At 67.8% G+C, this 20392-nt stretch carries 22 protein-coding genes, 1 pseudogene and 1 riboswitch; of the genes and pseudogenes, 15 read left to right on the forward strand and 8 right to left on the reverse strand.

The window, feature by feature from the left end; all coding sequences use genetic code 11:
- Nucleotides 1-9: 9 nt before the first annotated feature.
- Together ACH0BU_RS10760 and ACH0BU_RS10765 are read right to left on the reverse strand one after the other, a co-directional pair.
- Complete coding sequence (locus ACH0BU_RS10760) at nucleotides 10-189, reverse strand: YbdD/YjiX family protein (protein WP_296218217.1); 180 nt, start codon at nucleotides 187-189, stop codon at nucleotides 10-12.
- Complete coding sequence (locus ACH0BU_RS10765) at nucleotides 186-2237, reverse strand: carbon starvation CstA family protein (RefSeq protein WP_296218219.1); 2052 nt, start codon at nucleotides 2235-2237, stop codon at nucleotides 186-188. Before ACH0BU_RS10765 ends, ACH0BU_RS10760 begins: the two co-directional genes overlap by 4 nt.
- Nucleotides 2238-2401: 164 nt before the next feature.
- On the opposite strand from ACH0BU_RS10765, the gene ACH0BU_RS10770 reads away from it, so the two are divergent.
- From ACH0BU_RS10770 to ACH0BU_RS10810, 9 genes are all read left to right on the forward strand, one after another.
- Nucleotides 2402-2671 carry a hypothetical protein gene (locus tag ACH0BU_RS10770; protein ID WP_046409809.1) on the forward strand — a complete coding sequence of 90 codons (270 nt, stop codon included), beginning with the start codon at nucleotides 2402-2404 and terminating at the stop codon, nucleotides 2669-2671.
- Nucleotides 2672-2722: 51 nt separating this feature from the next.
- Nucleotides 2723-2995 carry a hypothetical protein gene (locus ACH0BU_RS10775; protein WP_046409810.1) on the forward strand — a complete coding sequence of 91 codons (273 nt, stop codon included), beginning with the start codon at nucleotides 2723-2725 and terminating at the stop codon, nucleotides 2993-2995.
- 108 nt (nucleotides 2996-3103) lie between these two features.
- Nucleotides 3104-3358 (forward strand): ribbon-helix-helix domain-containing protein, encoded by a 255-nt coding sequence (locus ACH0BU_RS10780; RefSeq protein ID WP_296218222.1) that lies wholly within the window; start codon nucleotides 3104-3106, stop codon nucleotides 3356-3358.
- Between the two features lie 88 nt (nucleotides 3359-3446).
- The gene (locus ACH0BU_RS10785) at nucleotides 3447-5846 is read left to right on the forward strand and encodes a TonB-dependent receptor (protein ID WP_296218225.1); all 2400 of its coding nucleotides are present in this window, start codon (nucleotides 3447-3449) and stop codon (nucleotides 5844-5846) included.
- A gap of 66 nt (nucleotides 5847-5912) precedes the next feature.
- Complete coding sequence (locus tag ACH0BU_RS10790; RefSeq protein WP_046409812.1) at nucleotides 5913-6596, forward strand: Fe2+-dependent dioxygenase; 684 nt, start codon at nucleotides 5913-5915, stop codon at nucleotides 6594-6596.
- Nucleotides 6597-6789: 193 nt separating this feature from the next.
- A complete protein-coding gene (locus ACH0BU_RS10795) occupies nucleotides 6790-7800 on the forward strand; it encodes a ferritin-like domain-containing protein (RefSeq protein WP_296218227.1) in 1011 nt (336 codons plus the stop codon).
- Nucleotides 7801-7849: 49 nt separating this feature from the next.
- On the forward strand, nucleotides 7850-8836 hold the full coding sequence (locus tag ACH0BU_RS10800; RefSeq protein WP_500264021.1) for a ferritin-like domain-containing protein: 987 nt from the start codon (nucleotides 7850-7852) through the stop codon (nucleotides 8834-8836).
- 64 nt (nucleotides 8837-8900) lie between these two features.
- Nucleotides 8901-9009: riboswitch (TPP riboswitch) on the forward strand.
- A gap of 44 nt (nucleotides 9010-9053) precedes the next feature.
- Entirely contained in the window at nucleotides 9054-10943 is a 1890-nt protein-coding gene (gene thiC, locus ACH0BU_RS10805) for a phosphomethylpyrimidine synthase ThiC (protein WP_314471224.1), read from the forward strand.
- 130 nt (nucleotides 10944-11073) lie between these two features.
- On the forward strand, nucleotides 11074-11826 hold the full coding sequence (locus ACH0BU_RS10810) for a DUF4019 domain-containing protein (protein ID WP_145118049.1): 753 nt from the start codon (nucleotides 11074-11076) through the stop codon (nucleotides 11824-11826).
- 67 nt (nucleotides 11827-11893) lie between these two features.
- Here ACH0BU_RS10810 and ACH0BU_RS10815 read toward each other — a convergent pair.
- The 3 genes and pseudogenes from ACH0BU_RS10815 to relB form a co-directional block, all read right to left on the reverse strand.
- Nucleotides 11894-12094: pseudogene (locus ACH0BU_RS10815) on the reverse strand (Txe/YoeB family addiction module toxin); the annotation flags it as partial.
- 77 nt (nucleotides 12095-12171) lie between these two features.
- Nucleotides 12172-12438: a type II toxin-antitoxin system RelE family toxin gene (locus tag ACH0BU_RS10820; RefSeq protein WP_046409817.1), complete on the reverse strand. Its 267-nt coding sequence runs from the start codon at nucleotides 12436-12438 to the stop codon at nucleotides 12172-12174.
- The gene (gene relB, locus ACH0BU_RS10825) at nucleotides 12422-12640 is read right to left on the reverse strand and encodes a type II toxin-antitoxin system RelB family antitoxin (RefSeq protein WP_046409818.1); all 219 of its coding nucleotides are present in this window, start codon (nucleotides 12638-12640) and stop codon (nucleotides 12422-12424) included. Before relB ends, ACH0BU_RS10820 begins: the two co-directional genes overlap by 17 nt.
- A gap of 117 nt (nucleotides 12641-12757) precedes the next feature.
- Between relB and ACH0BU_RS10830 the strand changes: the two genes are divergently transcribed.
- The 3 genes from ACH0BU_RS10830 (at nucleotide 12758) to dapF (ending at nucleotide 15054) form a co-directional block, all read left to right on the forward strand.
- Nucleotides 12758-13492 carry a phosphatase PAP2 family protein gene (locus ACH0BU_RS10830; RefSeq protein ID WP_296218627.1) on the forward strand — a complete coding sequence of 245 codons (735 nt, stop codon included), beginning with the start codon at nucleotides 12758-12760 and terminating at the stop codon, nucleotides 13490-13492.
- A gap of 99 nt (nucleotides 13493-13591) precedes the next feature.
- A complete protein-coding gene (locus tag ACH0BU_RS10835; protein ID WP_125945925.1) occupies nucleotides 13592-14053 on the forward strand; it encodes a DUF6456 domain-containing protein in 462 nt (153 codons plus the stop codon).
- A 77-nt stretch (nucleotides 14054-14130) separates the two neighbouring features.
- Complete coding sequence (dapF, locus tag ACH0BU_RS10840) at nucleotides 14131-15054, forward strand: diaminopimelate epimerase (RefSeq protein ID WP_296218628.1); 924 nt, start codon at nucleotides 14131-14133, stop codon at nucleotides 15052-15054.
- A gap of 42 nt (nucleotides 15055-15096) precedes the next feature.
- Here dapF and ACH0BU_RS10845 read toward each other — a convergent pair whose 3' ends face one another.
- The 3 genes from ACH0BU_RS10845 to ACH0BU_RS10855 are packed head-to-tail and all read right to left on the reverse strand — an operon-like array spanning nucleotide 15097 to nucleotide 17060.
- Nucleotides 15097-15840 carry a thioredoxin domain-containing protein gene (locus tag ACH0BU_RS10845; protein ID WP_046409825.1) on the reverse strand — a complete coding sequence of 248 codons (744 nt, stop codon included), beginning with the start codon at nucleotides 15838-15840 and terminating at the stop codon, nucleotides 15097-15099.
- A gap of 39 nt (nucleotides 15841-15879) precedes the next feature.
- Nucleotides 15880-16551 (reverse strand): DsbA family protein, encoded by a 672-nt coding sequence (locus ACH0BU_RS10850; protein WP_500264022.1) that lies wholly within the window; start codon nucleotides 16549-16551, stop codon nucleotides 15880-15882.
- Nucleotides 16548-17060, reverse strand: coding sequence for a DUF721 domain-containing protein (locus tag ACH0BU_RS10855; RefSeq protein ID WP_231621964.1), 513 nt, complete (start codon nucleotides 17058-17060; stop codon nucleotides 16548-16550). Before ACH0BU_RS10855 ends, ACH0BU_RS10850 begins: the two co-directional genes overlap by 4 nt.
- A 26-nt stretch (nucleotides 17061-17086) precedes the next feature.
- Here ACH0BU_RS10855 and ACH0BU_RS10860 point away from each other — a divergent pair, with 26 nt between their 5' ends.
- Genes ACH0BU_RS10860 through nudC form a run of 3 tightly spaced genes read left to right on the forward strand, consistent with a single transcriptional unit; the run spans nucleotide 17087 to nucleotide 20348 of the window.
- Complete coding sequence (locus ACH0BU_RS10860) at nucleotides 17087-18124, forward strand: A/G-specific adenine glycosylase (protein ID WP_500264023.1); 1038 nt, start codon at nucleotides 17087-17089, stop codon at nucleotides 18122-18124.
- Nucleotides 18124-19479, forward strand: a complete 1356-nt coding sequence (locus ACH0BU_RS10865; RefSeq protein ID WP_500264024.1) for a serine hydrolase domain-containing protein — start codon at nucleotides 18124-18126, stop codon at nucleotides 19477-19479. Before ACH0BU_RS10860 ends, ACH0BU_RS10865 begins: the two co-directional genes overlap by 1 nt.
- 14 nt (nucleotides 19480-19493) lie before the next feature.
- Nucleotides 19494-20348, forward strand: a complete 855-nt coding sequence (gene nudC, locus ACH0BU_RS10870; RefSeq protein ID WP_046409833.1) for an NAD(+) diphosphatase — start codon at nucleotides 19494-19496, stop codon at nucleotides 20346-20348.
- Nucleotides 20349-20392 lie beyond the last annotated feature (44 nt).

The raw sequence follows: 20392 nt of genomic DNA on the forward strand, positions 1-20392 counted from the left end.
GCGGGCGGGTCAGCAGCAGCGCCCGCCGCCGCTGCCGTACCGCGCCTGCTGCCGGTCGCGGAAGAATTCCGCGTGGGTCATCGGTTTGCGCTCCGGGTGGCGATCGGCCATGTGCCGGCAATAGGTGTCATAGTCGGGTAGGCCGACCATCAGCCGTGCGGTCTCGGCTACGCGCCCGAGGAAGCTCATCGTGCGATCTCCAGCGCGGGCGGGATTTCGCTCACGCTTGGGGAGGCGATGCGCCGCGCCGCCGCGCAGGTGCGCACGGTGTAGAACAGGATCGCCGCCACCACGACGAGGAACAGCGCGCACAATGCCGCGTCGATCCGGTCGTTGAACACGATCCGCCCCATCTCCGCCATCGACGCCGCCGGCTTCAGCACCTCGCCGCGCGCGATCGCGTCCGAAAAGACCTGAGCGTGCGCGAGGAAGCCGATCTTGGGATCGGGGTGGAACAGCTTCATCAGCCCCGCCGTGCCGGTGCACAGCACCAGCCATCCGGCGGGAACGATCGTCACCCAGGCGAAGCGATCGCGCTTCATACGGAACAGCACCACCGTCGCCAGCATCAGCGCAACGGCCGCCAGCATCTGGTTGGAGATACCGAACAGCGGCCACAGCGTGTTCACCCCGCCCAGCGGGTCGGTGACCCCCTGATAGAGGAAGAAGCCCCAGGCACCGACGCACAGCAGGGTGGCGATAAGCCCGGGCAGGAAGCTGGAGGTTTCCTTGAAGCGCGGCGCGGCGAGGCCGAGCAGGTCCTGAAGCATGAAGCGGCCGGCGCGCGTCCCCGCATCGACCGCGGTCAGGATGAACAGCGCCTCGAACAGGATGGCGAAATGGTACCAGAAGGCCTTCATGCCCGGCCCGCCGAGGATCGCGCTGAAGATTTCCGCCATCGCGACCGCCAGCGTCGGCGCGCCGCCCGCGCGGCTGACGATCGTCGTCTCTCCGACTTCGCGTGCGGTGTTCGCCAGCGTCTCCGCCGACACGGGGAAGCCCATCGCCGTTACCGCGGCGGCTGCGGTGACGGGGTCGCCGCCAGTGATCGCGGTCGGCGCGTTCATCGCGAAATAGATGCCGGGATCAAGGATCGACGCGGCGATCAGCGCCATGATCGCGACCGCGCTTTCCATCAGCATCGCGCCATAGCCGATGAAGGGCGCGTCACGCTCATTGGCGATCAGCTTGGGCGTGGTGCCGCTGGAAATCAGCGCGTGGAAGCCGGAGACGGCCCCGCAGGCGATGGTGATGAACAGGAACGGGAACAGCGGCCCGGCCCAGACCGGGCCGGTCCCGGAGAAGGCGAACTCGGTCAGCGCCGGCATGCGCAGCGGCGGGGCGAGCACGACGATGCCGATCGCCAGCGCGGCGATCGCGCCGATTTTCAAAAAGGTCGACAGGTAGTCGCGCGGCGCGAGCAGCAGCCACACCGGCAGCAACGAGGCGATGGCGCCATAAGCGATGAGGCCGAAGCACAATTGCACCGGCGTCAGCGTGAAGATCGGGCCCCAGACGGCGCTTTCCGCGACCGACTGGCCGAGGATAATCGCCGCGATGAGGCCAAGGAGGCCGATCACCGATACCTCGCCGATCGCGCCGGGGCGGATCCAGCGGGTATAGGCGCCCATCAGCATCGCGAGCGGCACGGTGGCGACCACGGTGAACAGCCCCCAGGGACTTTCGGCCAGCGCGCGCACCACGATCAATGCCAGCACGGCAAGGATGATGACCATGATCATGAAGGCGCCGACCAGCGCGATCGTGCCCGGAATCGCGCCCATCTCCATCCGCACCAGTTCGCCGAGCGAGCGGCCGTCGCGCCGCATGGAGATGAACAGGATCATGAAATCCTGCACCGCCCCGGCAATCACCACGCCGGCGAGGATCCACAAGGTGCCGGGCAGATAGCCCATCTGCGCCGCCAGCACCGGGCCGACCAATGGCCCGGCGCCCGCGATGGCCGCGAAATGATGGCCGAACAGGACGCGCCGGTCGGTGGGGATGAAATCCAGCCCGTCCGCGCGCCGCTCCGCCGGGGTCGGGCGCGACGGGTCGATCCCGACCACTGCGCGCGCGATGAACAGCGCATAATAACGATAGGCGATGAGATAGACGGAAATCGCTGCCGCGACGATCCACAGCGCGTTGATCGGCTCGCCCCGGACGGTGGCGACCACGCCCAGGCTGACGGCACCGACGATGGCCAGCGCAATCCAGGGAAGATGCCGCGTCATGATCGATCCTCTCTTGCGCGCCTGGCCGTCAACGCCTGCCGGGCGGTTTCGATCGCGCCCTAGTCGATGCGCGTTGCCATCTCCAGTGCGACCGCGCGGGAACCGTGCCGCCGTCTCCGGCGATAAGGCAATTGGAAAGAAACCGCAGCGAGCCGGAGACTGGAATGGCCGAAGCAACCTGGGGCGAGGCGACACCCCCGCCGATCGACTGGAAGATGAGCGCCTCGCTGGAAAATGTGCCGCGCGGCGACGCGGCGGTGCCCGAAGTCACCAGCCTCGAGACGGCGGTGCGTGCCTGGCAGGATCTCGACCCAGCAATGCGCGCCGACGCGGTGCTGAAGCTGGAGCGTCCGGTGTGGCTGATCCCCGAAATGCCGCTGGACAGGTTCGAAGGGGATGGCATCGGCGATCTGGTGCGGGTGCTGCCGGCCTGACCGCGTGCCCGCAACGGACATGGACATCGACCCACGGAAGGATGGACTAGGATGGCGCAAGGCCAGATTGAAATCGACAACAACAGCATTCTCGACAACATCGATGCCGAACTGGTGGAATTCACCGCGGAGGTCGACGGCGACGATTACGAGTTCGCCGTGCAATATGACCTGCTCGAGGCGCTGAGCGGCGACCGGCCGGATGGCGACGGGGTGGAGATGCTCAATCGCTTCATCGACCAGGTGAGCGACGCTGCGCTGTCGGCGCTGTCGCGCAATTCCGACGCCAACCCGATCGTCGTCAGCGAAGCGGACCTCGAATAGCGCGGCGTTCCCGGCGGTGGCGCGGCTAGGCTGCGCCACCGCCTCGCTGTACGGTCGTGCGATGCCCCTCCGCCCCGAGCACCTGCCCGCGCACGATGCAATCCAGCCATGACCAATATTAGCGCGCCCGCGGGCGGCTTTGCGGGCCCGGTCAAGCGATCGATCACCATCGCCGGCCATGCCACGTCGATAAGCCTGGAACCGATGTTCTGGCAGGCGCTGGAGCGCGCCGCCGTCCGCCGCGCGTTGCCCCTGTCGGCACTCGTGGCGCAGGTCGATGCATTGCGCATCGCGGCCGACGATCCCCCCAACCTCGCCAGCGCGCTGCGTAGCTGGATCCTGTCGGAAGCAGACAATAAGTAATAATCACTCGCATTATCGTTGACAGTGCGAACGACTCTCAATAGCTGCCCGGACACAATTTGATACAGTTCAGGGGGCATGAGAGATGATGGAACGGGTGGGTTCGGCGGGGGCGCCGTCATTCCTCGCACTGGCAGCGGTCGGCTTCATTGCCAGCGCGCCGGCGCAGGCGGCAGCGGGCACGGCGGCACCGGGCGCAGGCACGCCCGCACCGCAGCAGGTGACGACCGAGGATCGCCGCCGCGACGACATCATCGTCACCGGGCAGCAGGTGACCTCCGAACAGGCCAGCGCCAAGGCGACGCGCCCGGTGCGCGACACGCCGCAGACCGTCACCATCCTCACCAACAAGACGATCGAGGAGCAGAACCTGCTCACCCTGCGCGACGTGCTGTCGACGGTGCCGGGGATCACCTTTGGCGCGGCGGAAGGCGGCGTGGCGCCGTCCGACCAGATCACGCTGCGCGGCTATTCGGCGTCGAGCGACATCACCGTCGATAACGTGCGCGACAGCGGGCAATATACGCGCGGCGACCCGTTCGTGATCGAACAGGTGGAGGTCGTGAACGGTGCCAATTCGGTCTATTCGGGTGCCGGTTCGGTCGGCGGCTCGATCAACCTCGTCACGAAGCTGCCGCAGGCGGAGACCGCGATCCGCGTCGATGGCGGGATCGGCACCGACGATTATTACCGCACCACGATCGACGCGAACGTGCGCGCCACCGACACGCTGGCGTTGCGGTTGAACGCCATGGCACATCGCAATGACGTGCCGGGCCGCGATGTCGAATACAACAAGCGCTGGGGCATCGCGCCGTCCGCCACGCTCGGCCTGGGCGGGCCGACGCGGCTGACGGTGCATTACTTCCACGAGGAAGACGACAATATCCCGCAATATGGCGTTCCTTATTACAAGAACGCCTTCAACAACGGGCCATTGCCCGGCGTCGATCGCAGCGACTATTTCGGCTATCGCAACGTCGATACGCAGGACATCACGATCGACCGTGCGACGCTGATCTTCGAACATGAATTCAGCGACCGGGTCTCGCTGCGCAACCTCGCGCGGTGGCAGAATGTGCAGCAGCTCTCGATCGTCGGCCCGCCGCAGGGCACCTATTGCCTGCCGGGCAACGTCCAGCCGACCGGCGCGGCCTGCCCGACGACGACACCCGTCGGCTATTATCTGATCGGCGGCCCGCGCGGCAATTACCGCGATGTCACCAACCTGTTGATGTATGACCAGCTCGATCTGCGCGCGACGGTCAGCACCGGCGCGATCGAACATACGCTGGTGCTCGGCGGATCGTACAGCTGGGAGGAGTTCACGCTGTCGACCGGCAACGTGTACCGCAATCCGAACGGCACCGCGGCCTATGCCTCCTTTCCGCTGATCAACTACACCAATCCCAATGTCGTGGTGCCCGGTCCCGCCGGCCGCGTATACGGCAGCAACGTCTATACCGGTCCGATCAATCGGCTGGAATCGGGCCGCCAGCGGGGTGAGCTCAGCAACTGGGCGGTCTACCTCTTCGACACGATGAAGCTCGGCAAGGTCGAGCTGAACGGCGGGCTGCGGCTGGAGGACAATCGCGGCAATTACCGGACCGACGCGCTGGCCGCGAACACCGGCGCAACGGCGACGACACCGCAAGGGCCGATCATCCCCGGCCCGCGCCTCACCAACAATGCGACCTTGTTCTCCTATCGCGTCGGGCTGGTGTACAAGCCGGTCGAGGCGGTCAGCCTTTACGCCGCTTATGGCAATGCGATGACGCCGTCGCAGAACGCCGTGAACGGCGCCTGCACCATCGCGACCTGCAACGTCGATCCCGAAACCGCCAAGAATTACGAGATCGGCGCCAAGGCGGAGCTGTTCGGCGGCCGGCTGCTGCTGACCGCGGCGGCGTTCCGCAACGAACGCGACAAATATCGTGTCGCCTCCAACGATCCGACCGTACCCGATCAGGCGCTGGACGGCCGCTCACGCGTCGATGGTATCGCGCTCGGTGCGACCGGCAAGATCACGCCCGCCTGGGATATCACCGCCAATTACACCTATCTGAAGCCCAAGCTGCTCCAGTCGGTGTCCGATTACTGCCTTGCCAATCCCGGCGCGGCATGTGGCAACACGCCCGCCAATCCCGACCCTGCGCGCGGTGCGCCGCTGCAGAACACGCCCGATCATTCGGGCAGCCTGTTCACCACCTATCGCCTGCCGTTCGGGCTGACGATCGGCTATGGCGTCACCTATCAGGGGACGTTCGCGTTCAACCTGCCGACCGCGACCGCGCCGACGATCTATCGCTCGGACGATTATTGGGTGCACAACGGCTATCTGGCCTATGACATCTCGCCCAGGCTGACCGCGCAGCTGAACGTGAAGAACATTGGTGACGAACTGTATTTCACGCGGATCCGCAACAATGGCTGGGCGACGCCGGGCGACGCGCGCTCGGCGGTGCTGACCGTCGCCTACCGCTATTGATCGCGCGGGCGGGGGGAGGGCGCGTCCTTCCTCCGCCCGCCGACCGCCAAGGATGAACGCCACGCCATGCTGATCGCGATCCCCGACCTGCTCGATGCCGCCGCGGTCGCGCGGCTGCGCGGCATCATCGACGCCGCGCAATGGGTCGATGGCAATGTGACGTCAGGCCATCAGTCGGCGCTGGCCAAGCGCAACGAGCAATTGCCGGAGGACAGCGCGGCGGCGCGCGAGGCCGGGCAGATGGTGCTCGACGCGCTCGGCCGCTCGCCCTTGTTCTTCGCTGCGACGCTGCCGCTGAAAGTATTTCCGCCGCTGTTCAACCGCTACGGCATCGGCCAGACGTTCGGCACGCATGTCGACAATGCGATTCGTATTCAGCGCGGCACCGATTTCCGCATCCGCGCCGACATTTCCTGCACCCTCTTCCTGGCGGATCCGGCCGACTATGACGGCGGCGAGCTGGTGATCGAGGATCTGTTCGGGGTGCAGCGGGTGAAGCTGCCCGCCGGCCATGCGGTGGTCTATCCCTCGTCCAGCCTCCATCACGTGACGCCGGTCACGCGCGGCACGCGGGTCGCGTCCTTCTTCTGGCTGCAATCCATGGTGCGCGACGATGGCGACCGGCGGATCCTGTTCGATCTCGACCGCGCGGTGCAGACGATCGGGGCCGACCGGGGGCAGGGGGACCCGGCGGTGATTCAGCTGACCGGCGTCTATCACAACCTGCTGCGCCGCTGGGCCGACGCCTGATCGCGCCATCTGGCCAGCCGTAGCGGGCGCGCGGACGCGCCCGGTCGATGCGTAAGTCATTCCCCTCCGCCGCGTTTCCCGCTAGCGATACAGGATAAGCTGTCGATCCGTTCAGGAACCCGACAGCGAACGAAGTTACGCACCGGCGGTGACGCGCCTGCCGGTGCGCGCGCACAGGAAGAAGGAAGCCGCGATGTCGCAGACCGATCCGTTGATTGAGGCGCCGCAGGCGTCCGGCGCTGCGGGGGTGCACCGCCGCGGTTTCTTCACTGCCGTGGCCGGCGCCGCCGCGGTCGGGGCGGGCGCGCTGGCGCTCGGCACCAAGGCGAGCGCCCAGTCGCTGGGAGAGGTCGATCCGGTCAACTTTGCGCTGAACCTCGAATATCTGCAGGCCAATTTCCTCTCCGTCGCCACCACCGGCAAGACGCTGGTGGCGGCCGATACCTCGGGCACCGGCACGGCGGGCGCCGCGAACGGCGGCCGGCAGAAGACCTTTGCCGATCCCGCGCTCGGCTCCATCGCGCAGGAAATGGCCGCCGATGCGCTGGCGCATGTGAAATTCCTGCGCGCGCAGGCCAGCACGGTCTATGCCGTCGCGCAGCCGGCGATCGACCTTGGCACCGGGGCGACCAGCGCGTTCAGCACGCTCGCGCGCGCGGCCGGCCTCGTCGGCGCCGGGGCAGGCTTCGATCCCTATGGCACCGACAATGATTTCCTGCTCGGCCTCTACATGCTGAAGGACGTCAGCGTCACCGCTTATGCCGGCGTGCTCGGCTTCCTCGGCACCCCGACCACGGCGGAGGCAGTGGCCGGCATCCTGCAGGTGGAGGCGGAACATGCCGCCACCGTGCGCCTCGCCCTTTATCGTCGCGGGCTGACGCTGCCGTCGCTGATCGACGCGACGGAGGCGATCTCCAATTATCGCGACACGCTGGACGGCACGACCAGCGATTTCGACCAGGGAGTCCGCCCGACCACCAACGCCTCCGGCGCGACGGTTGCCAATGTGGCGCCGCTCAACGGCAAGGGGCAGGTGTTTGTGCGCACCCCGTCGCAGGTGCTCAACATCCTGTATCTCAACGCCGCCACGTCGATCTCCACCGGCGGGTTCTTCCCGGCCGGGCTGAACGGCACGATCAAGACGACGGCCGCGCCGACCCCGACTCCGACCCCGACGCCCTCGGCCTCGCCGACCGCTGGCTGAGGCCGCGCGCGCCGCGCCCGTCTGTATTCGATTCCAGGATCCCATCGCCATGACCGATCAGGACACCATTCCCCCGCTGTTCGACGCTGCCGCCGCGCGCCGCGCCGAACGCCGCCGTTTCCTCCAGCTTGCCGGGGGCGCGTCGATCGCCGCAGGCGGGCTTGCGCTGCTGTCGGCCTGCGGCGGCGATGACGACGACGACAACGGCCCCGCGCCCAATCCGTCGCCCAGCCCGACGCCGACCCCGACCAGCAACGCCGATCGCGCCGCGCTAAACTTCGCGCTGCAGCTCGAATATCTCCAGGCGCAATATTTCTCCTATGCGACCACCGGGGCGGGCCTTGATGCGGCGCTGCTGACCGGCACCGGCACGCCGGGCGCCGTCACCGGCGGGTCGACCGTGCCCTTCACCGATGCCGTGATCGCCGCCTGCGCGCGCGAGATCGCCCAGGATGCCCGCGCCCGCGTCGTGGCGCTGCGCACCCTGATCGCGGCGGAGGGGGTTGCTCAGCCGGCGATCAACATTTCCGGCGCTGCCGACGGCGCCTTCACCACCGCGGCGCGCAATGCCACCACGGTCGGCGCAGGGGAGCTGTTCAACCCTTATGCCAATGAGGACAATTTCCTCCTCGGCGCCTTCTTCCTGCAGGACGTGATCGTCACCGCCTACAAGGGGCTGGTCGCGCTCGCCAACCTCAACGCCACGCGTGAGGCGTTCACGGGAATCGCCGGCGCGCAGGCCTATCATGCCGGCTTCATCCGCACCGCGATCTACGAACGGCCCGCGATCCGCGCACAGACCGTGACGCTCAGCAACTATCGCGACTCGCTCGATGGCGGGGCCGATCTCGACCAGGGCGTGGTCGGCGCGAACGGCGCGGCGAACATCACGCCGGCGGACGGCAACGGCATCACCTTCAGCCGCTCGGCGCCGCAGGTGCTGAACGTGCTCTACCTCAACAAGGCCGCGGTCTCGTCGGGCGGCTTCTTCCCCGCCGGGCTGAACGGCGACGTGAAGACCAGCGCGGCCAATTGACCTGCTCCCGGGCGCGGCACCGATCGCGCCCGGCTTTACCGCGCCGGCGCAGGCGCGTAGAACGGCCATATCCCCGGGGGACCGCTGACGGCGGTTGAGAGGGGGGCACGAGCCCCCGACCCGCTGAACCTGATCCGGTTGACACCGGCGGAGGGAGGGAGCGGCGCGCCACCACCGGCAATCCGTCTTTCGCTCTTCGGCTATTGGAGAGTGAGACATGGCCGACGTAGATTCCCCCATCGAAGCAGCACGCGGCGCCATCGGCGTCACCACCGGCCCGATCCGCGGCAGCCGCAAGATCCACGTTGCGGTCCCCGGAAACCCGAAGGTGCAGGTCGCGATGCGCGCGATCGATCTGGAGCCGGGCTGCGGGGAACCCCCGCTCAACGTCTATGACACGTCGGGCCCCTACACCGACCCGACCGTCCGCATCGACATCAACGCCGGCCTCGCGCCGCTGCGCCGCGAGTGGATCATGGCCCGCGGCGACGTCGAGGCCTATGAGGCGCGCGAGATCCGCCCGGAGGATAACGGCCAGCTCGGGCCCGACCGCTCGGGCGGGGTCCAGCCCTTCCCCAACGTCGTGAAGCGCCCGCTGCGCGCAAAGCCCGGCCAGAACGTCAGCCAGATGCACTACGCCCGCCGCGGCATCATCACGCCCGAGATGGAATATGTCGCCACCCGCGAGAATCTCGGCCGCGAGATGCTGCGTGAGTACCACCGCGACGGCGAGAGCTTCGGCGCCGCGATCCCCGATTACGTGACGCCCGAGTTCGTCCGTGACGAGGTCGCCCGCGGCCGCGCGATCATTCCCAACAACATCAACCATCCCGAATCCGAGCCGATGGCGATCGGCCGCAACTTCCTGGTCAAGATCAACGCCAACATCGGCAACAGCGCCGTCGCCAGCAACGTGGCGACCGAGGTCGACAAGCTCGTCTGGGCGATCCGCTGGGGCGCGGACACGGTGATGGACCTCAGCACTGGGCGCAACATCCACGACACGCGCGAATGGATCATCCGCAACTCGCCCGTGCCGATCGGCACCGTGCCGATCTACCAGGCGCTGGAGAAGGTCGGCGGCATCGCCGAGGATCTGACATGGGAGATCTTCCGCGACACGCTGATCGAGCAGGCCGAGCAGGGGGTCGACTATTTCACCATCCACGCCGGCGTCCGCCTGCCCTACGTGCCGCTCACCGCCAAGCGCGTCACCGGCATCGTCAGCCGCGGCGGCTCGATCATGGCGAAATGGTGCCTCGCGCACCACAAGGAGAGCTTCCTCTACGAGCGCTTCGACGAGATCACCGAGATCATGAAGGCCTATGACATCGCCTATTCGCTGGGCGATGGCCTGCGCCCCGGCTCGATCGCCGACGCCAATGACGAGGCGCAGTTCGCCGAACTCTACACGCTGGGCGAACTGACCAAGCGCGCCTGGGCGCAGGACGTTCAGGTGATGATCGAGGGGCCCGGCCACGTGCCGATGCACAAGATCAAGGAGAATATGGACAAGCAGCTGGAGGCGTGCGGTGAGGCACCCTTCTACACGCTCGGGCCGCTCACCACCGACATCGCGCCGGGCTACGACCATATCACCAGCGGCATCGGCGCGGCGATGATCGGTTGGTACGGCACGGCGATGCTCTGCTACGTCACGCCCAAGGAGCATCTCGGCCTGCCGGATCGCGACGACGTGAAGGTCGGCGTCGTCACCTACAAGCTCGCCGCCCACGCCGCCGATCTCGCCAAGGGGCATCCCGCGGCCAAGATGCGCGACGATGCCCTGTCGCGCGCGCGCTTCGAATTCCGCTGGCGCGATCAGTTCAACTTGAGCCTCGATCCCGACACCGCGGAAAAGTATCACGATCAGACGCTGCCGGCCGAAGGCGCCAAGACCGCGCATTTCTGCTCGATGTGCGGGCCCAAGTTCTGCTCGATGAAGATCACGCAGGAAGTGCGCGATTTCGCCCGGCTGCAGAACCAGGGCAGCGAAGGCTTCATCGCCACCGAAGAGGCGGAAGCCGGCATGGTCAAGATGAGCGGCGTCTACGAGGAAACCGGCCGCGAGCTCTACATGGGCGCCGGTGACCGCGAACACGACTGACGCCGCACGCGCGATTGTTTCTCCCGCACCCGCGGCCCACCAGCCGCGGGTACAATCGTTTTGGGGGTCACGCTTGCCGGTCGCTCCGCTAGCCTCAGTGTCAGGATCAGGTGGGACAGCGTGAGGTTTGATGGCTCCCGGAGTTGAGGCGCTGACGGAAAAGGAGAAGGAGACGCTTCGCCTGCTCCTCGTCGGGCACGACGCCAAGTCGATGGCGCGGCACTTCGATCTGTCGGTCCATACGATCAACGAGCGGTTGCGCGACGCACGCCGAAAGCTCGCCGTCTCCAGCAGCAAGGAAGCCGCACGGCTGCTCCGCGAGGCGGAAGGCACGACCCCCGAAATCCTCGGGGACACCGGATTACGGGGTGCGCAGCCCGGCCACGATCAACACCATGAGCCTCTATCCCCACCAACGCCGCGATCGTCGCGAGCGACTGGCTGGGCGATCGGAGGAGTTGCCATGATCACCATCGCCGCTGCCCTGCTGGCCTTGACCAGTCCCATCACCCAGCCCGCCGACCAATCCCCGTCAGCCGCCACCGTGCCCCTGACCGAAAGCGAGGGCGCGAAGGCCGCACGGGAATGGCTGGAGCTTGGTGACGCTGCCAACTGGCGGGACAGCTATGCCGCCACCGCCCAGTCCTTCCGCACCGCCAACACACTCGAAAACTGGCAATCCGCCGCGCAGAAGGTGCGCCTGCCGCTCGGCAAGGTCGTGTCCCGCACCTTGATCAGCGATATCGACACGCCCGCGCCGCCCAATGGCAATCGCACCGTCCAGTTCCGCACCGATTTCGCCAACAGGAAAGGCGCCATCGAAACGGTTGCGCTCAATCGCGAAGGCGGGACCTGGAAGGTCGCCGGCATCTACGTCGAATAAGACGCCAGCTGTCTGCCGATCGGAGGTGCAGAAGGGCCGCTGCCCGCGCCGCGGCCCCGCGCCATCCTCAATAATGATACCGGCACTGCGCGATCTCCAGCGTCTGCGCGTCGCCACTGCCGCTCACCCGGTACACCAGCCGATGTTCGCGATTGATCCGGCGGGACCACCAGCCGGTCAGGTTCCCGCCGAGCGGCTCGGGCTTCCCGGTGCCGCGAAACACGTCACGCTGGCATTCCTTGATCAGCACATTGACGCGTCCCAGCCCCCGCCGATCGTCGCCGTTTCAGCAGATACATCAAATCTCGCAGAATGGCTCGACCGTCGCAGGCGGGGTCACTTGCCTCACCGATAAACCTCCCGGCGATGCGCCACCCGCACGACGAGGATCGTCACCCGCTCATCCTCGATCTGCGCGATCACGCGATAGTCACCGACCCGCCACCGCCAATAGCCCGCGTGCTCCCCAACCAATGCGCTGCCGATCGTGCGGGGATCGTCGGCGGCCGCGATCCGCTCTTCCAGCGTTTTGACAATCCGCCGGGCGGCCTGCCGGTCGAGCGCCTTGAGTTCCTTTGCCGCGGCCGGAACGAACTCAATCGTCCAGGCCAAGCTCGGCCTTCAGCGCAGCGAGCGGAATCGCGTCGGCAGAACGGAAATCCTTCATCCGCTCCTCGGCGAGGTAGAAATCCTCGAGGTCATCCAGGTGCGCCTCGATCGCCTCGCGCGCATAGAAGGTCTTGGTTCGGCCAGTCCGCCGCGCCAGCGCTTCGAGCCGCCGTTCAGTTTCGTCGGGCAATCGTACTGCCAGCATCTGAGCCTCCTGCTATACCAATATAGCAACACGCCGCCCAAGGCTCAACGACCCGCCGCCGCCCGCCCCCCTAACAAGGGGACTGCGCACCCGCCTTTCCCTGCTACACCCCCCGGCATGGCTCCCGAATCCCCGCTCGCGCATCTTGCCGACACGCCCGCCACGCCGGATCAGACCGCGCCGCAGGGGATCACCCATCCACCCTATGCCTTTATCGCGCTTGCGGCGCTGGCGGGGGCGGTGCTGATCGTCGCGCTGCTCGGCGGGACGATCGCGCGCGGCACGCAGTTCGATTTCGACCATGCGATCATGCTCGCGCTGCGTACCGCGGGCGACCAGTCAATTCCGATCGGCCCGTCGTGGCTGCAGGGGTCGATGATCGACATCACGGCGCTGGGCGGCGGCACGGTGCTGACGTTGCTTGTAGCGCTCACCATCGGCTTGCTCCTCGCCTGCCGCCATTTCCTCACCGCCGCGCTCGTCCTGGGCGGCACCATCTCGGGCTCGCTCGCCATCTCGCTCGGTAAGGCAGTGGTCGGGCGCGACCGGCCGGCGCTGGTCGATCATCTGGTGGAGGTCGCCTCCGCCAGCTTCCCCAGCGGCCATGCCGGGAACAGCGCGATCGTCTATTTCACCATTGCGCTGATGGTGATGCAGATCGTCTCGCGCCCGGCCGCGCGCTGGTACATCTTTGGCGCCGCGATCCTGCTCGTCGGCCTGATCGGGTTCAGCCGCGTCTATCTGGGGGTGCACTGGCCCAGCGACGTGCTGGCCGGATGGGGCGCGGGCGCGCTGTGGGCGCTCGCCTGGTGGGCGCTGGGTTCCTGGCTGCGGCTGCGCCGCCACGCCTGACGCCGTTCCCGGCGTATCGCGTGCGCCGATCGTCTCCGCTGTCCTACAGGCGCCGCCCCGTGGCACGAGCTTGTGCGGAACACAAGGAGAACATTGCCGATGCGGATGCTGGAGGAGCGCGGGATCGCGCCGGACGGGCGGCTGTTGGCGCGGCGCCGCGGCGGGCGAAGCGTCACCGTCAATGTCGCCGAATCGCCGCTGTCCTGGCTCAGCGCGCGCGGCCTCGTCGATGCGCGGCAGGTGGAGGCGGGGGAGCGGTTGCGCACTGATTATGAGCGGGCTGCGATCGCGCCATCGGTCACCATGCGCTGGTCCGCGCGCGTCGATGGCGGGGCAGGGACGGGGCTCGATCCGACCAGCGCGCATCTCGCCGCGCGCGGGCGGTTCGATGCGGCGATGGCCGGCGTCGGACGCGGCCTCTCCGACGTGCTGTGGCGGGTGGTGTGCGCAGGCGAGGGGCTGCCGGTCGCCGAAAAGGCGCTCGGCTGGCCGGCGCGCTCGGGCCGGCTGGTGCTCACCATGGCGCTCGATCGCCTCGCCGATCATTATCGGCTGCCATAGTCGCAGCGCCCGGCACCTGCGGTGTGTCCCCCGCCGCTGCTTGCGTACCGGAAGCAGGCGGCCGATATGCCGCCGCCATGCGCTTCGACATCATCAAATGCCACGGCTCGGGTAACGATTTCGCGTTGATCGACGCGCGTGGCCTGGACCTCCCCGACACCGCCTGGGCGGATGTCGCCCGTGCGCTCGCCGATCGCGCGGGGCCGGTCGGCGGCGACGGTATCCTCCTGCTGACCGACGGCGCCGGCGCGGCTGCCTTCGGCATGCGGATCTTCAACGCTGACGGGTCGGAGCCCGAAACCTGCCTCAACGGCCTGCGCTGCGTCGCGCGTGCGGGGCTGGAAGCGCTTGGGCTGGATACGGCGACCGTCCGTCTGAAGACCAGCGAGGCCGAGGTCGCGCGCGACGCCGATCTGGCGCCCGGCGTCTATACCGTGCGCGAAACCGCCGGCCCCGCGACGCTCGCCGTGGCGGATTGGCCGCTTCATGGCGAGGGGGAACAGATCATCGACCGCCCCATCACGCGCCTGTCGCCGACGCTCGCCTTCACCGCCGTCGCCATCCCCAATCCGCACCTCATCGCCTTCGTCGACGAGGTGGACGAGGCGGAGCTGGTCCGTATCGGCGCGATCTGCGAGGCCGCGCCCGACTGGCTGCCCAACCGCGCCAACGTCTCGTTCGTTCACATGCGCAATGATCGGGAAGTTTACGTTCGCACCTTCGAACGCGGCGTCGGCCTCACCAACGCCTGCGGCAGCGCGATGGGCGCGTCGACCTTTGTCGCGGGGCTCACCGGTCGTCTGCCGTTCGACCAGCCGATCACCGTGCGCAACCGCGGCGGGCTGGTCCGCGCCTCCGCCTCGGCGGACGGCATGGTCACGCTCAGCGGCAATGCGACCTTCGAATGGTCGGGGTCGGTGACGGTAGAGGACGGCCGCGCACGCGACCTGATCGTCACGGAGCGCCGGGCGGACGAGATCGACGCCTGGGCGCGCATCTGATCCCGCCGCCGCCCCGCGGGCGGCAGCGGGAGCGATGATGGGTTAAGCGCCGGCGGCCTTCAGCGCCTGCTCGACCTGCGGCCAGGACGCGCCGTCGATCTTCTCGCCGTTCAGGAAGAAGGTCGGCGTGCCGGTGACCTGCTTGTCGCGCATCGCGACTTCGGAAACCTTGGCCAGATCCTCGATCCCCTTGGTGTCGGCCAGGCACTGGCGCGCCTGCGCCTCGGTCAGCCCGCGCTGCTTCACGAAATCGAGATAGCCGAGATGCTCGACCCAGGCCGCGGCCTGCTGCGCCGGCGTCATGCTCTGCAGGCGCTGCTGGAAGTCCTGCGGCACGCTTTCCAGCTTGGACAGGAACTGGTCCTGGTCGACGAACATCTGCTCCAGCATGCCGAAGAACGGTGCCGGGCCGGCGCACTGGCCGAGCAGCGCGACGCCAAGGTCCGGCGCATGGACCAGGAAGTCGCGGAACTCGTACGAAACCTTGCCGCTCTTGATGTAATTGTCTTCCAGCGGGCGAGTCGCGGTCCGGCCGAAATTGCCGCAGGTCGGGCAGGTACGCGAACCATATTCGACCAGCTTCAGCGGCGCGTTGGGATTGCCCATCACATAGCCGCCGTCCGCCGTCTTCGACACCGTCTGGGTCCAGTCCTGCCCGGCCGGCGCCGGCGCGGCGGCGATCGAATTGGGCGCTGCGGTGTTGGTGGTGTTGCCGTCGCCACAGGCAGCGAGCAGCGCCAGCATGGCGCCCATGATCGGCGCGGTGGCGGCAAGACGCAGGTTCATGCTTTTACTCCGTTGAACAGATGGTTCGGGTGTCGGGCGTCACTTGGCGCCCGCTTTGCGCAGCATCGGTTCGAGCGCCGCCCAATCGGCGTTCTCGATCAGCTTGCCGTTCAGTTCAAAGGTCGGCGTGCCCTTGATCTTGCCCTGCATCGCCTGCGCCACCTTCAGCGTGGCGTTGACGTTCGCCTCGTTGCTGAAACAGGCGTTGATCGCAGGATCGGTCATCCCGGCCGCCTTGGCGATGTCGATCAGCCCGGCGCCCTTGGCCAGGGTGCGCATCTTTTCGCCCTGCGTGTTGCCGGTCGGATTCTGCCCGCCGACCGGATCGAAGGAGACCGCCTTGTTCAGCCATTCCTCCTGCCGGTCGAACAGCATCTCGTGCATCTTGGGGAACAGCCGGGGGCCCGAACAGCGCGCCAGCGTCGCGGCGACCAGATCGTAGCGATCATGCACCGAACTGCGGATCTCCACGCTGGTGGAGCCGGATGCGATCATCTGCCCCTTCAGCACCTTGGCCGAACCGCGGGTGAAATGGCCGCAATGCGGGCAGGTGTAGCTGACATATTCGATCAGCTTCACCTTCGCGGCGGGATTGCCGATCACATAGCTTCCCTGCGGCGCCGGGGTGGCCACATTGGCCCAAGGGCGCTGGGTGGCGGCGGAAAGGGGCGCGGTGACGGCGATGGCGGCGAGCAGGGCAAGCTTCTTCATCTGATGCTGGGCAATCCACTAGTGGCGCCGATCCCGGCGGCAAGCGCCTCCAGTACGGCCTTCAATTCAGGATCTTCGATCGTCTTCAGGCTGTTGCCCAGTTCCGCCGGCACCGGCCGCGGTTCGGGCACCGCGCGCGGCTTCGGCCGGGCGGCCACGTCGCCCTGGCGGATCGCGACCTTGGCAACGGCGGGATAGCCGAAGAATAGGTTCACCCGCTCCATGATTTCGGGGGTCACGTGCTGGATCATCACCGCATGGGCGCTGCGCGCCACCAGCGTCAGTGTGCCGTCCTGCTTCTTGCCGACGGGGAATTTGATCGATTCGGGGGCGCTTGCCGCGGCCAGCTTCTCGCCGACGATTTCCGGCCACCGCGTGACGATCGACGACTGGACGAAGCCGAAGCGACGGAACGCCGCGCCGCCGACGGCGGGCAGCAGTTCGGAAACCTGGCGCGAACGGTTGGATCGTGCCGGTTCGGCTTCGGAGGCGCGGACCCGCTTGCTCATCCCGCGTCCCATGCCATAGCCGGTACGTGGACGCCAAGCGCTCGATCGCCGACAAGTTGCTCGATTGGTACGATCGTCATCGCCGCACGCTGCCGTGGCGCGCGGCGCCGGGCGAGCGGCCCGACCCTTATCGCGTGTGGCTGTCCGAAGTGATGCTGCAGCAGACGACGGTGGCAACGGTGCGCCCGCGATTCGAGGCGTGGGTGGCGCGCTGGCCGGATGCGGCGAGCCTCGCGGCGGCGGACGAGGCGGAGGTGATGGCCGCCTGGGCGGGGCTCGGCTATTATGCCCGCGCCCGCAACCTGGTGCGTGCGGCCCGCGCGATCGCGACCGATCATGGCGGCGCGCTGCCCGATACCGAGGAGGCGCTGCGCGCGCTGCCGGGGCTGGGCGATTATACCGCGGCGGCGGTGGCGGCGATCGCTTTTGGCCGCCGCGCGGTGGTGGTGGACGCCAATGTCGAACGGGTGGTGGCGCGGCTGTTCCGCACCGCCGGGAAGCCCGCCGTGCGCGCCGCGGCGGAGACGGTGACGCCAGACGCCCGGGCGGGTGATTTCGCGCAGGCCATGATGGACCTCGGCTCGGCGATCTGCACGCCCAGGCGCCCGAAATGCCTGCTCTGCCCGCTGGCGACGGATTGCGCCGCCCATGCCGCGGGCGAGGAAGAAGCGTTCCCGGTGAAGCCGGCGAAGAAGGCGCGACCGGCGCGGTTCGGCACGATCTTCTGGCTGGAGCGCGAGGGCGCAGGCGGCAGCCGCGAGGTGTTGCTGGTGCGCCGCCCGGCCAAGGGCCTGCTCGGCGGCATGCGGGCGCTGCCGACCGGGCCGTGGGAGGACAGCCAGCCCGGGCTCAACGGTGCGCCGGCGGCGACCGATTGGGTGATGCTGAACCAAAGTGTCGCCCATGGATTCACCCACTTCACGTTGGAACTCGCGCTTGCCGTCGCGCGGCTGGACGCGCATTCAGCGTCGGCCGATGGCGAATGGTGGCCGGTGGATGAACTCGCCGGCGCTGGATTGCCGACGGTGTTCGCCAAAGCGGCGGCGGCGATAGGGAGGGAATGATGAGGGGCAAGTGGCTGTTCGGAACAGTGGCGGCAGTGGCGCTGGCGGCGGGAGTCGGCTCCGCCCGGCAAGCCCAGCCTGCCCCGCAGCCCAGCCCGCAACCCGCACCCGCAACCGGCGCACAGCGCGGCAATCCGCTGCTGACCGAAACGCAGGCGCTGTTCGATGGCCTGGTCCAATCGAACAAGATGCCCGGCATCGTCGGCGCGTTCGGCATTGGTGATTTCCCCACGCAGTTCGTCTCAGCCGGGAAGATCGCGGACGGCGCCAATGCGCCCGCCGCCGGCCCGGACAGCCTGTGGCGCATCTATTCGATGACGAAGCCGATCACCGGCATCGCCGCGACGCTGCTGGTGGAGGACGGCAAGATCAGCCTAGACGATCCGGTCAGCAAATACATTCCCGGCTTTGCCAACATGCGGGTGCTGACCAGCCCCGACACGTCGCTGGACAGCGTGCCGGCAAAGAACCCGATCCTGATCCGCAACCTCCTCACCCACACGGCGGGCCTCGGCTACAATATCTCGGCCAAGGGCCCGCTGCTGAAGGAATATGAGCGGCTCGGCATCCTGCCGGCGCAGGTGAACACGCAGCTGGAGGCGAAGGCACGCACCACGCGCCCCGCCACGCTGGCGGAGTTCGCGAACCGCGTCGCCAGCGTGCCACTGATCGCGGAGCCGGGCACCAAATGGGTCTATTCGATCGGCCTCGACGTGATGGGCGCGGTGATCGAGAAAGCGAGCGGCATGCCGTTCGACCGCTTCGTCCAGACGCGGCTGCTCGATCCGCTCGGCATGACCTCCACCTATTGGAGCGTGCCGGCGAGCGAGATGGGGCGGTTGTCGACCAATTACGTGTTCGTTGGCGACAATCGCACCCCGATCGATCCGGGTGCGACCTCGGTCTACCTCCAGCCGCCGAGCTTTCCCTATGGCGGCGCGGGCCTGGTATCGAGCGCGCGCGATTATGACCGCTTCCTCCACATGCTCAGCAACGACGGCACGCTGGACGGCAAGCAGGTGATGAAGCAGGAGACGGCGGCGCTGGCGATGTCCAACCTGTTGCCGGCGGGCGTTGCCTTTGGTGGCATCGGCGGCGGCACCGGCGGCGCCATGTCGGCCAAGATGGGCTTTGGCGCTGGCGGATCGGTCTATCTGGAGGACGCGCCCAACGGTGGTCCGTCGAAGGGCACCTACGGCTGGGGCGGCGCGGCGGGCACGATCGCCTGGGTCGATCCGGCGCGAAAGATGCGCGGCACGGTGATGGTGCAATATTTTCCGGCCGAGAAATGGGGCCTGCGGCAGAGCATCCCTGCGGCGCTTGCCCGCGACACGATGCGGATGCGCGCGAAGTGAGCGGGGCACAGGCAATGCCGGGCTTTACCGGCGGCACGCTGAGCCGAGTCGCCGACCATCGCAACGACGCCGAGGCATTCGCCGCCGCGATGGGCGACTGGCGCGCGCGGCTGCTGAAGCTCGATGGTTACGACCCGGAGATCACCGAGGATGGCCGCCTCGGCTGGACGATGGTGACCGAGGCGCCCGACGACGCCCATATCGTGCTTCTCGGCTTCGACGAGGGCCGGCCGCGCTTTGCCGCCGCGCCCGAGGGCGTGCCGGCGCCGCCGCTCCGCTCCCCCGCGCTGTTCCGCGCGCTCGACCAACTGGAGGCGGGTGAGGCCGCGACCTATGCCATGGCGCGTTCGGTGCTCGACTGGAACGCGCGGCATCGCTTCTGCGCCAATTGCGGCACGCTGACCGAATCCTTCCGCGCCGGCTGGGGGCGCAAGTGCGGCAATTGCGCGACCGAGCATTTCCCGCGCGTCGACCCGGTGGTGATCATGATCGCGGAACATGACGGCCGCGCGCTGCTGGGGCGCCAGCCGAGCTGGCCGGCAGGGCGCTATTCGGCGCTGGCGGGCTTTCTCGAACCGGGCGAATCGATCGAGGAAGCGGTCGCGCGCGAGATTCAGGAGGAGGCCGGCGTCAGCGTCTCCGGCGTGCGCTATGTCGCCAGCCAGCCTTGGCCCTTCCCCTCACAGCTGATGATCGCCTGCATCGGGATCGCCGACGATGACGCGATCACGCTGGACGACAATGAGCTGGAAACGGCGGGATGGTTCACCCGTGACGAGGTGCGCGCCGCGCTTGCCGGCGACGGACCGTTCGTGGCGCCGCCGAACTACGCGATCGCCCATACGCTGCTGACCCGCTGGGCAGCGTAGGGATGATGCCCGGCCATCACCCCGGGGCTGGCCCGGGATGATGG

This window comes from Sphingomonas olei, from assembly GCF_045369765.1.
Classification (GTDB): Bacteria; Pseudomonadota; Alphaproteobacteria; order Sphingomonadales; family Sphingomonadaceae; genus Sphingomonas; species Sphingomonas panaciterrae.

Bases quoted from the DNA above. Each gene is read 5' to 3' on its own strand.
- ACH0BU_RS10775 (WP_046409810.1), top strand. From the start codon at position 2,723: ATGGCGCAAGGCCAGATTGAAATCGACAACAACAGCATTCTCGACAAC.
- ACH0BU_RS10855 (WP_231621964.1), bottom strand. From the start codon at position 17,060: ATGAGCAAGCGGGTCCGCGCCTCCGAAGCCGAACCGGCACGATCCAAC.
- ACH0BU_RS10800 (WP_500264021.1), top strand. From the start codon at position 7,850: ATGACCGATCAGGACACCATTCCCCCGCTGTTCGACGCTGCCGCCGCG.
- ACH0BU_RS10780 (WP_296218222.1), top strand. From the start codon at position 3,104: ATGACCAATATTAGCGCGCCCGCGGGCGGCTTTGCGGGCCCGGTCAAG.
- ACH0BU_RS10830 (WP_296218627.1), top strand. From the start codon at position 12,758: ATGGCTCCCGAATCCCCGCTCGCGCATCTTGCCGACACGCCCGCCACG.
- relB (WP_046409818.1), bottom strand. From the start codon at position 12,640: ATGCTGGCAGTACGATTGCCCGACGAAACTGAACGGCGGCTCGAAGCG.
- ACH0BU_RS10790 (WP_046409812.1), top strand. From the start codon at position 5,913: ATGCTGATCGCGATCCCCGACCTGCTCGATGCCGCCGCGGTCGCGCGG.
- ACH0BU_RS10765 (WP_296218219.1), bottom strand. From the start codon at position 2,237: ATGACGCGGCATCTTCCCTGGATTGCGCTGGCCATCGTCGGTGCCGTC.
- ACH0BU_RS10810 (WP_145118049.1), top strand. From the start codon at position 11,074: ATGGCTCCCGGAGTTGAGGCGCTGACGGAAAAGGAGAAGGAGACGCTT.
- thiC (WP_314471224.1), top strand. From the start codon at position 9,054: ATGGCCGACGTAGATTCCCCCATCGAAGCAGCACGCGGCGCCATCGGC.
- ACH0BU_RS10865 (WP_500264024.1), top strand. From the start codon at position 18,124: ATGAGGGGCAAGTGGCTGTTCGGAACAGTGGCGGCAGTGGCGCTGGCG.
- ACH0BU_RS10795 (WP_296218227.1), top strand. From the start codon at position 6,790: ATGTCGCAGACCGATCCGTTGATTGAGGCGCCGCAGGCGTCCGGCGCT.
- ACH0BU_RS10760 (WP_296218217.1), bottom strand. From the start codon at position 189: ATGAGCTTCCTCGGGCGCGTAGCCGAGACCGCACGGCTGATGGTCGGC.
- ACH0BU_RS10770 (WP_046409809.1), top strand. From the start codon at position 2,402: ATGGCCGAAGCAACCTGGGGCGAGGCGACACCCCCGCCGATCGACTGG.
- ACH0BU_RS10850 (WP_500264022.1), bottom strand. From the start codon at position 16,551: ATGAAGAAGCTTGCCCTGCTCGCCGCCATCGCCGTCACCGCGCCCCTT.
- ACH0BU_RS10785 (WP_296218225.1), top strand. From the start codon at position 3,447: ATGGAACGGGTGGGTTCGGCGGGGGCGCCGTCATTCCTCGCACTGGCA.
- dapF (WP_296218628.1), top strand. From the start codon at position 14,131: ATGCGCTTCGACATCATCAAATGCCACGGCTCGGGTAACGATTTCGCG.
- ACH0BU_RS10835 (WP_125945925.1), top strand. From the start codon at position 13,592: ATGCGGATGCTGGAGGAGCGCGGGATCGCGCCGGACGGGCGGCTGTTG.
- nudC (WP_046409833.1), top strand. From the start codon at position 19,494: ATGCCGGGCTTTACCGGCGGCACGCTGAGCCGAGTCGCCGACCATCGC.
- ACH0BU_RS10845 (WP_046409825.1), bottom strand. From the start codon at position 15,840: ATGAACCTGCGTCTTGCCGCCACCGCGCCGATCATGGGCGCCATGCTG.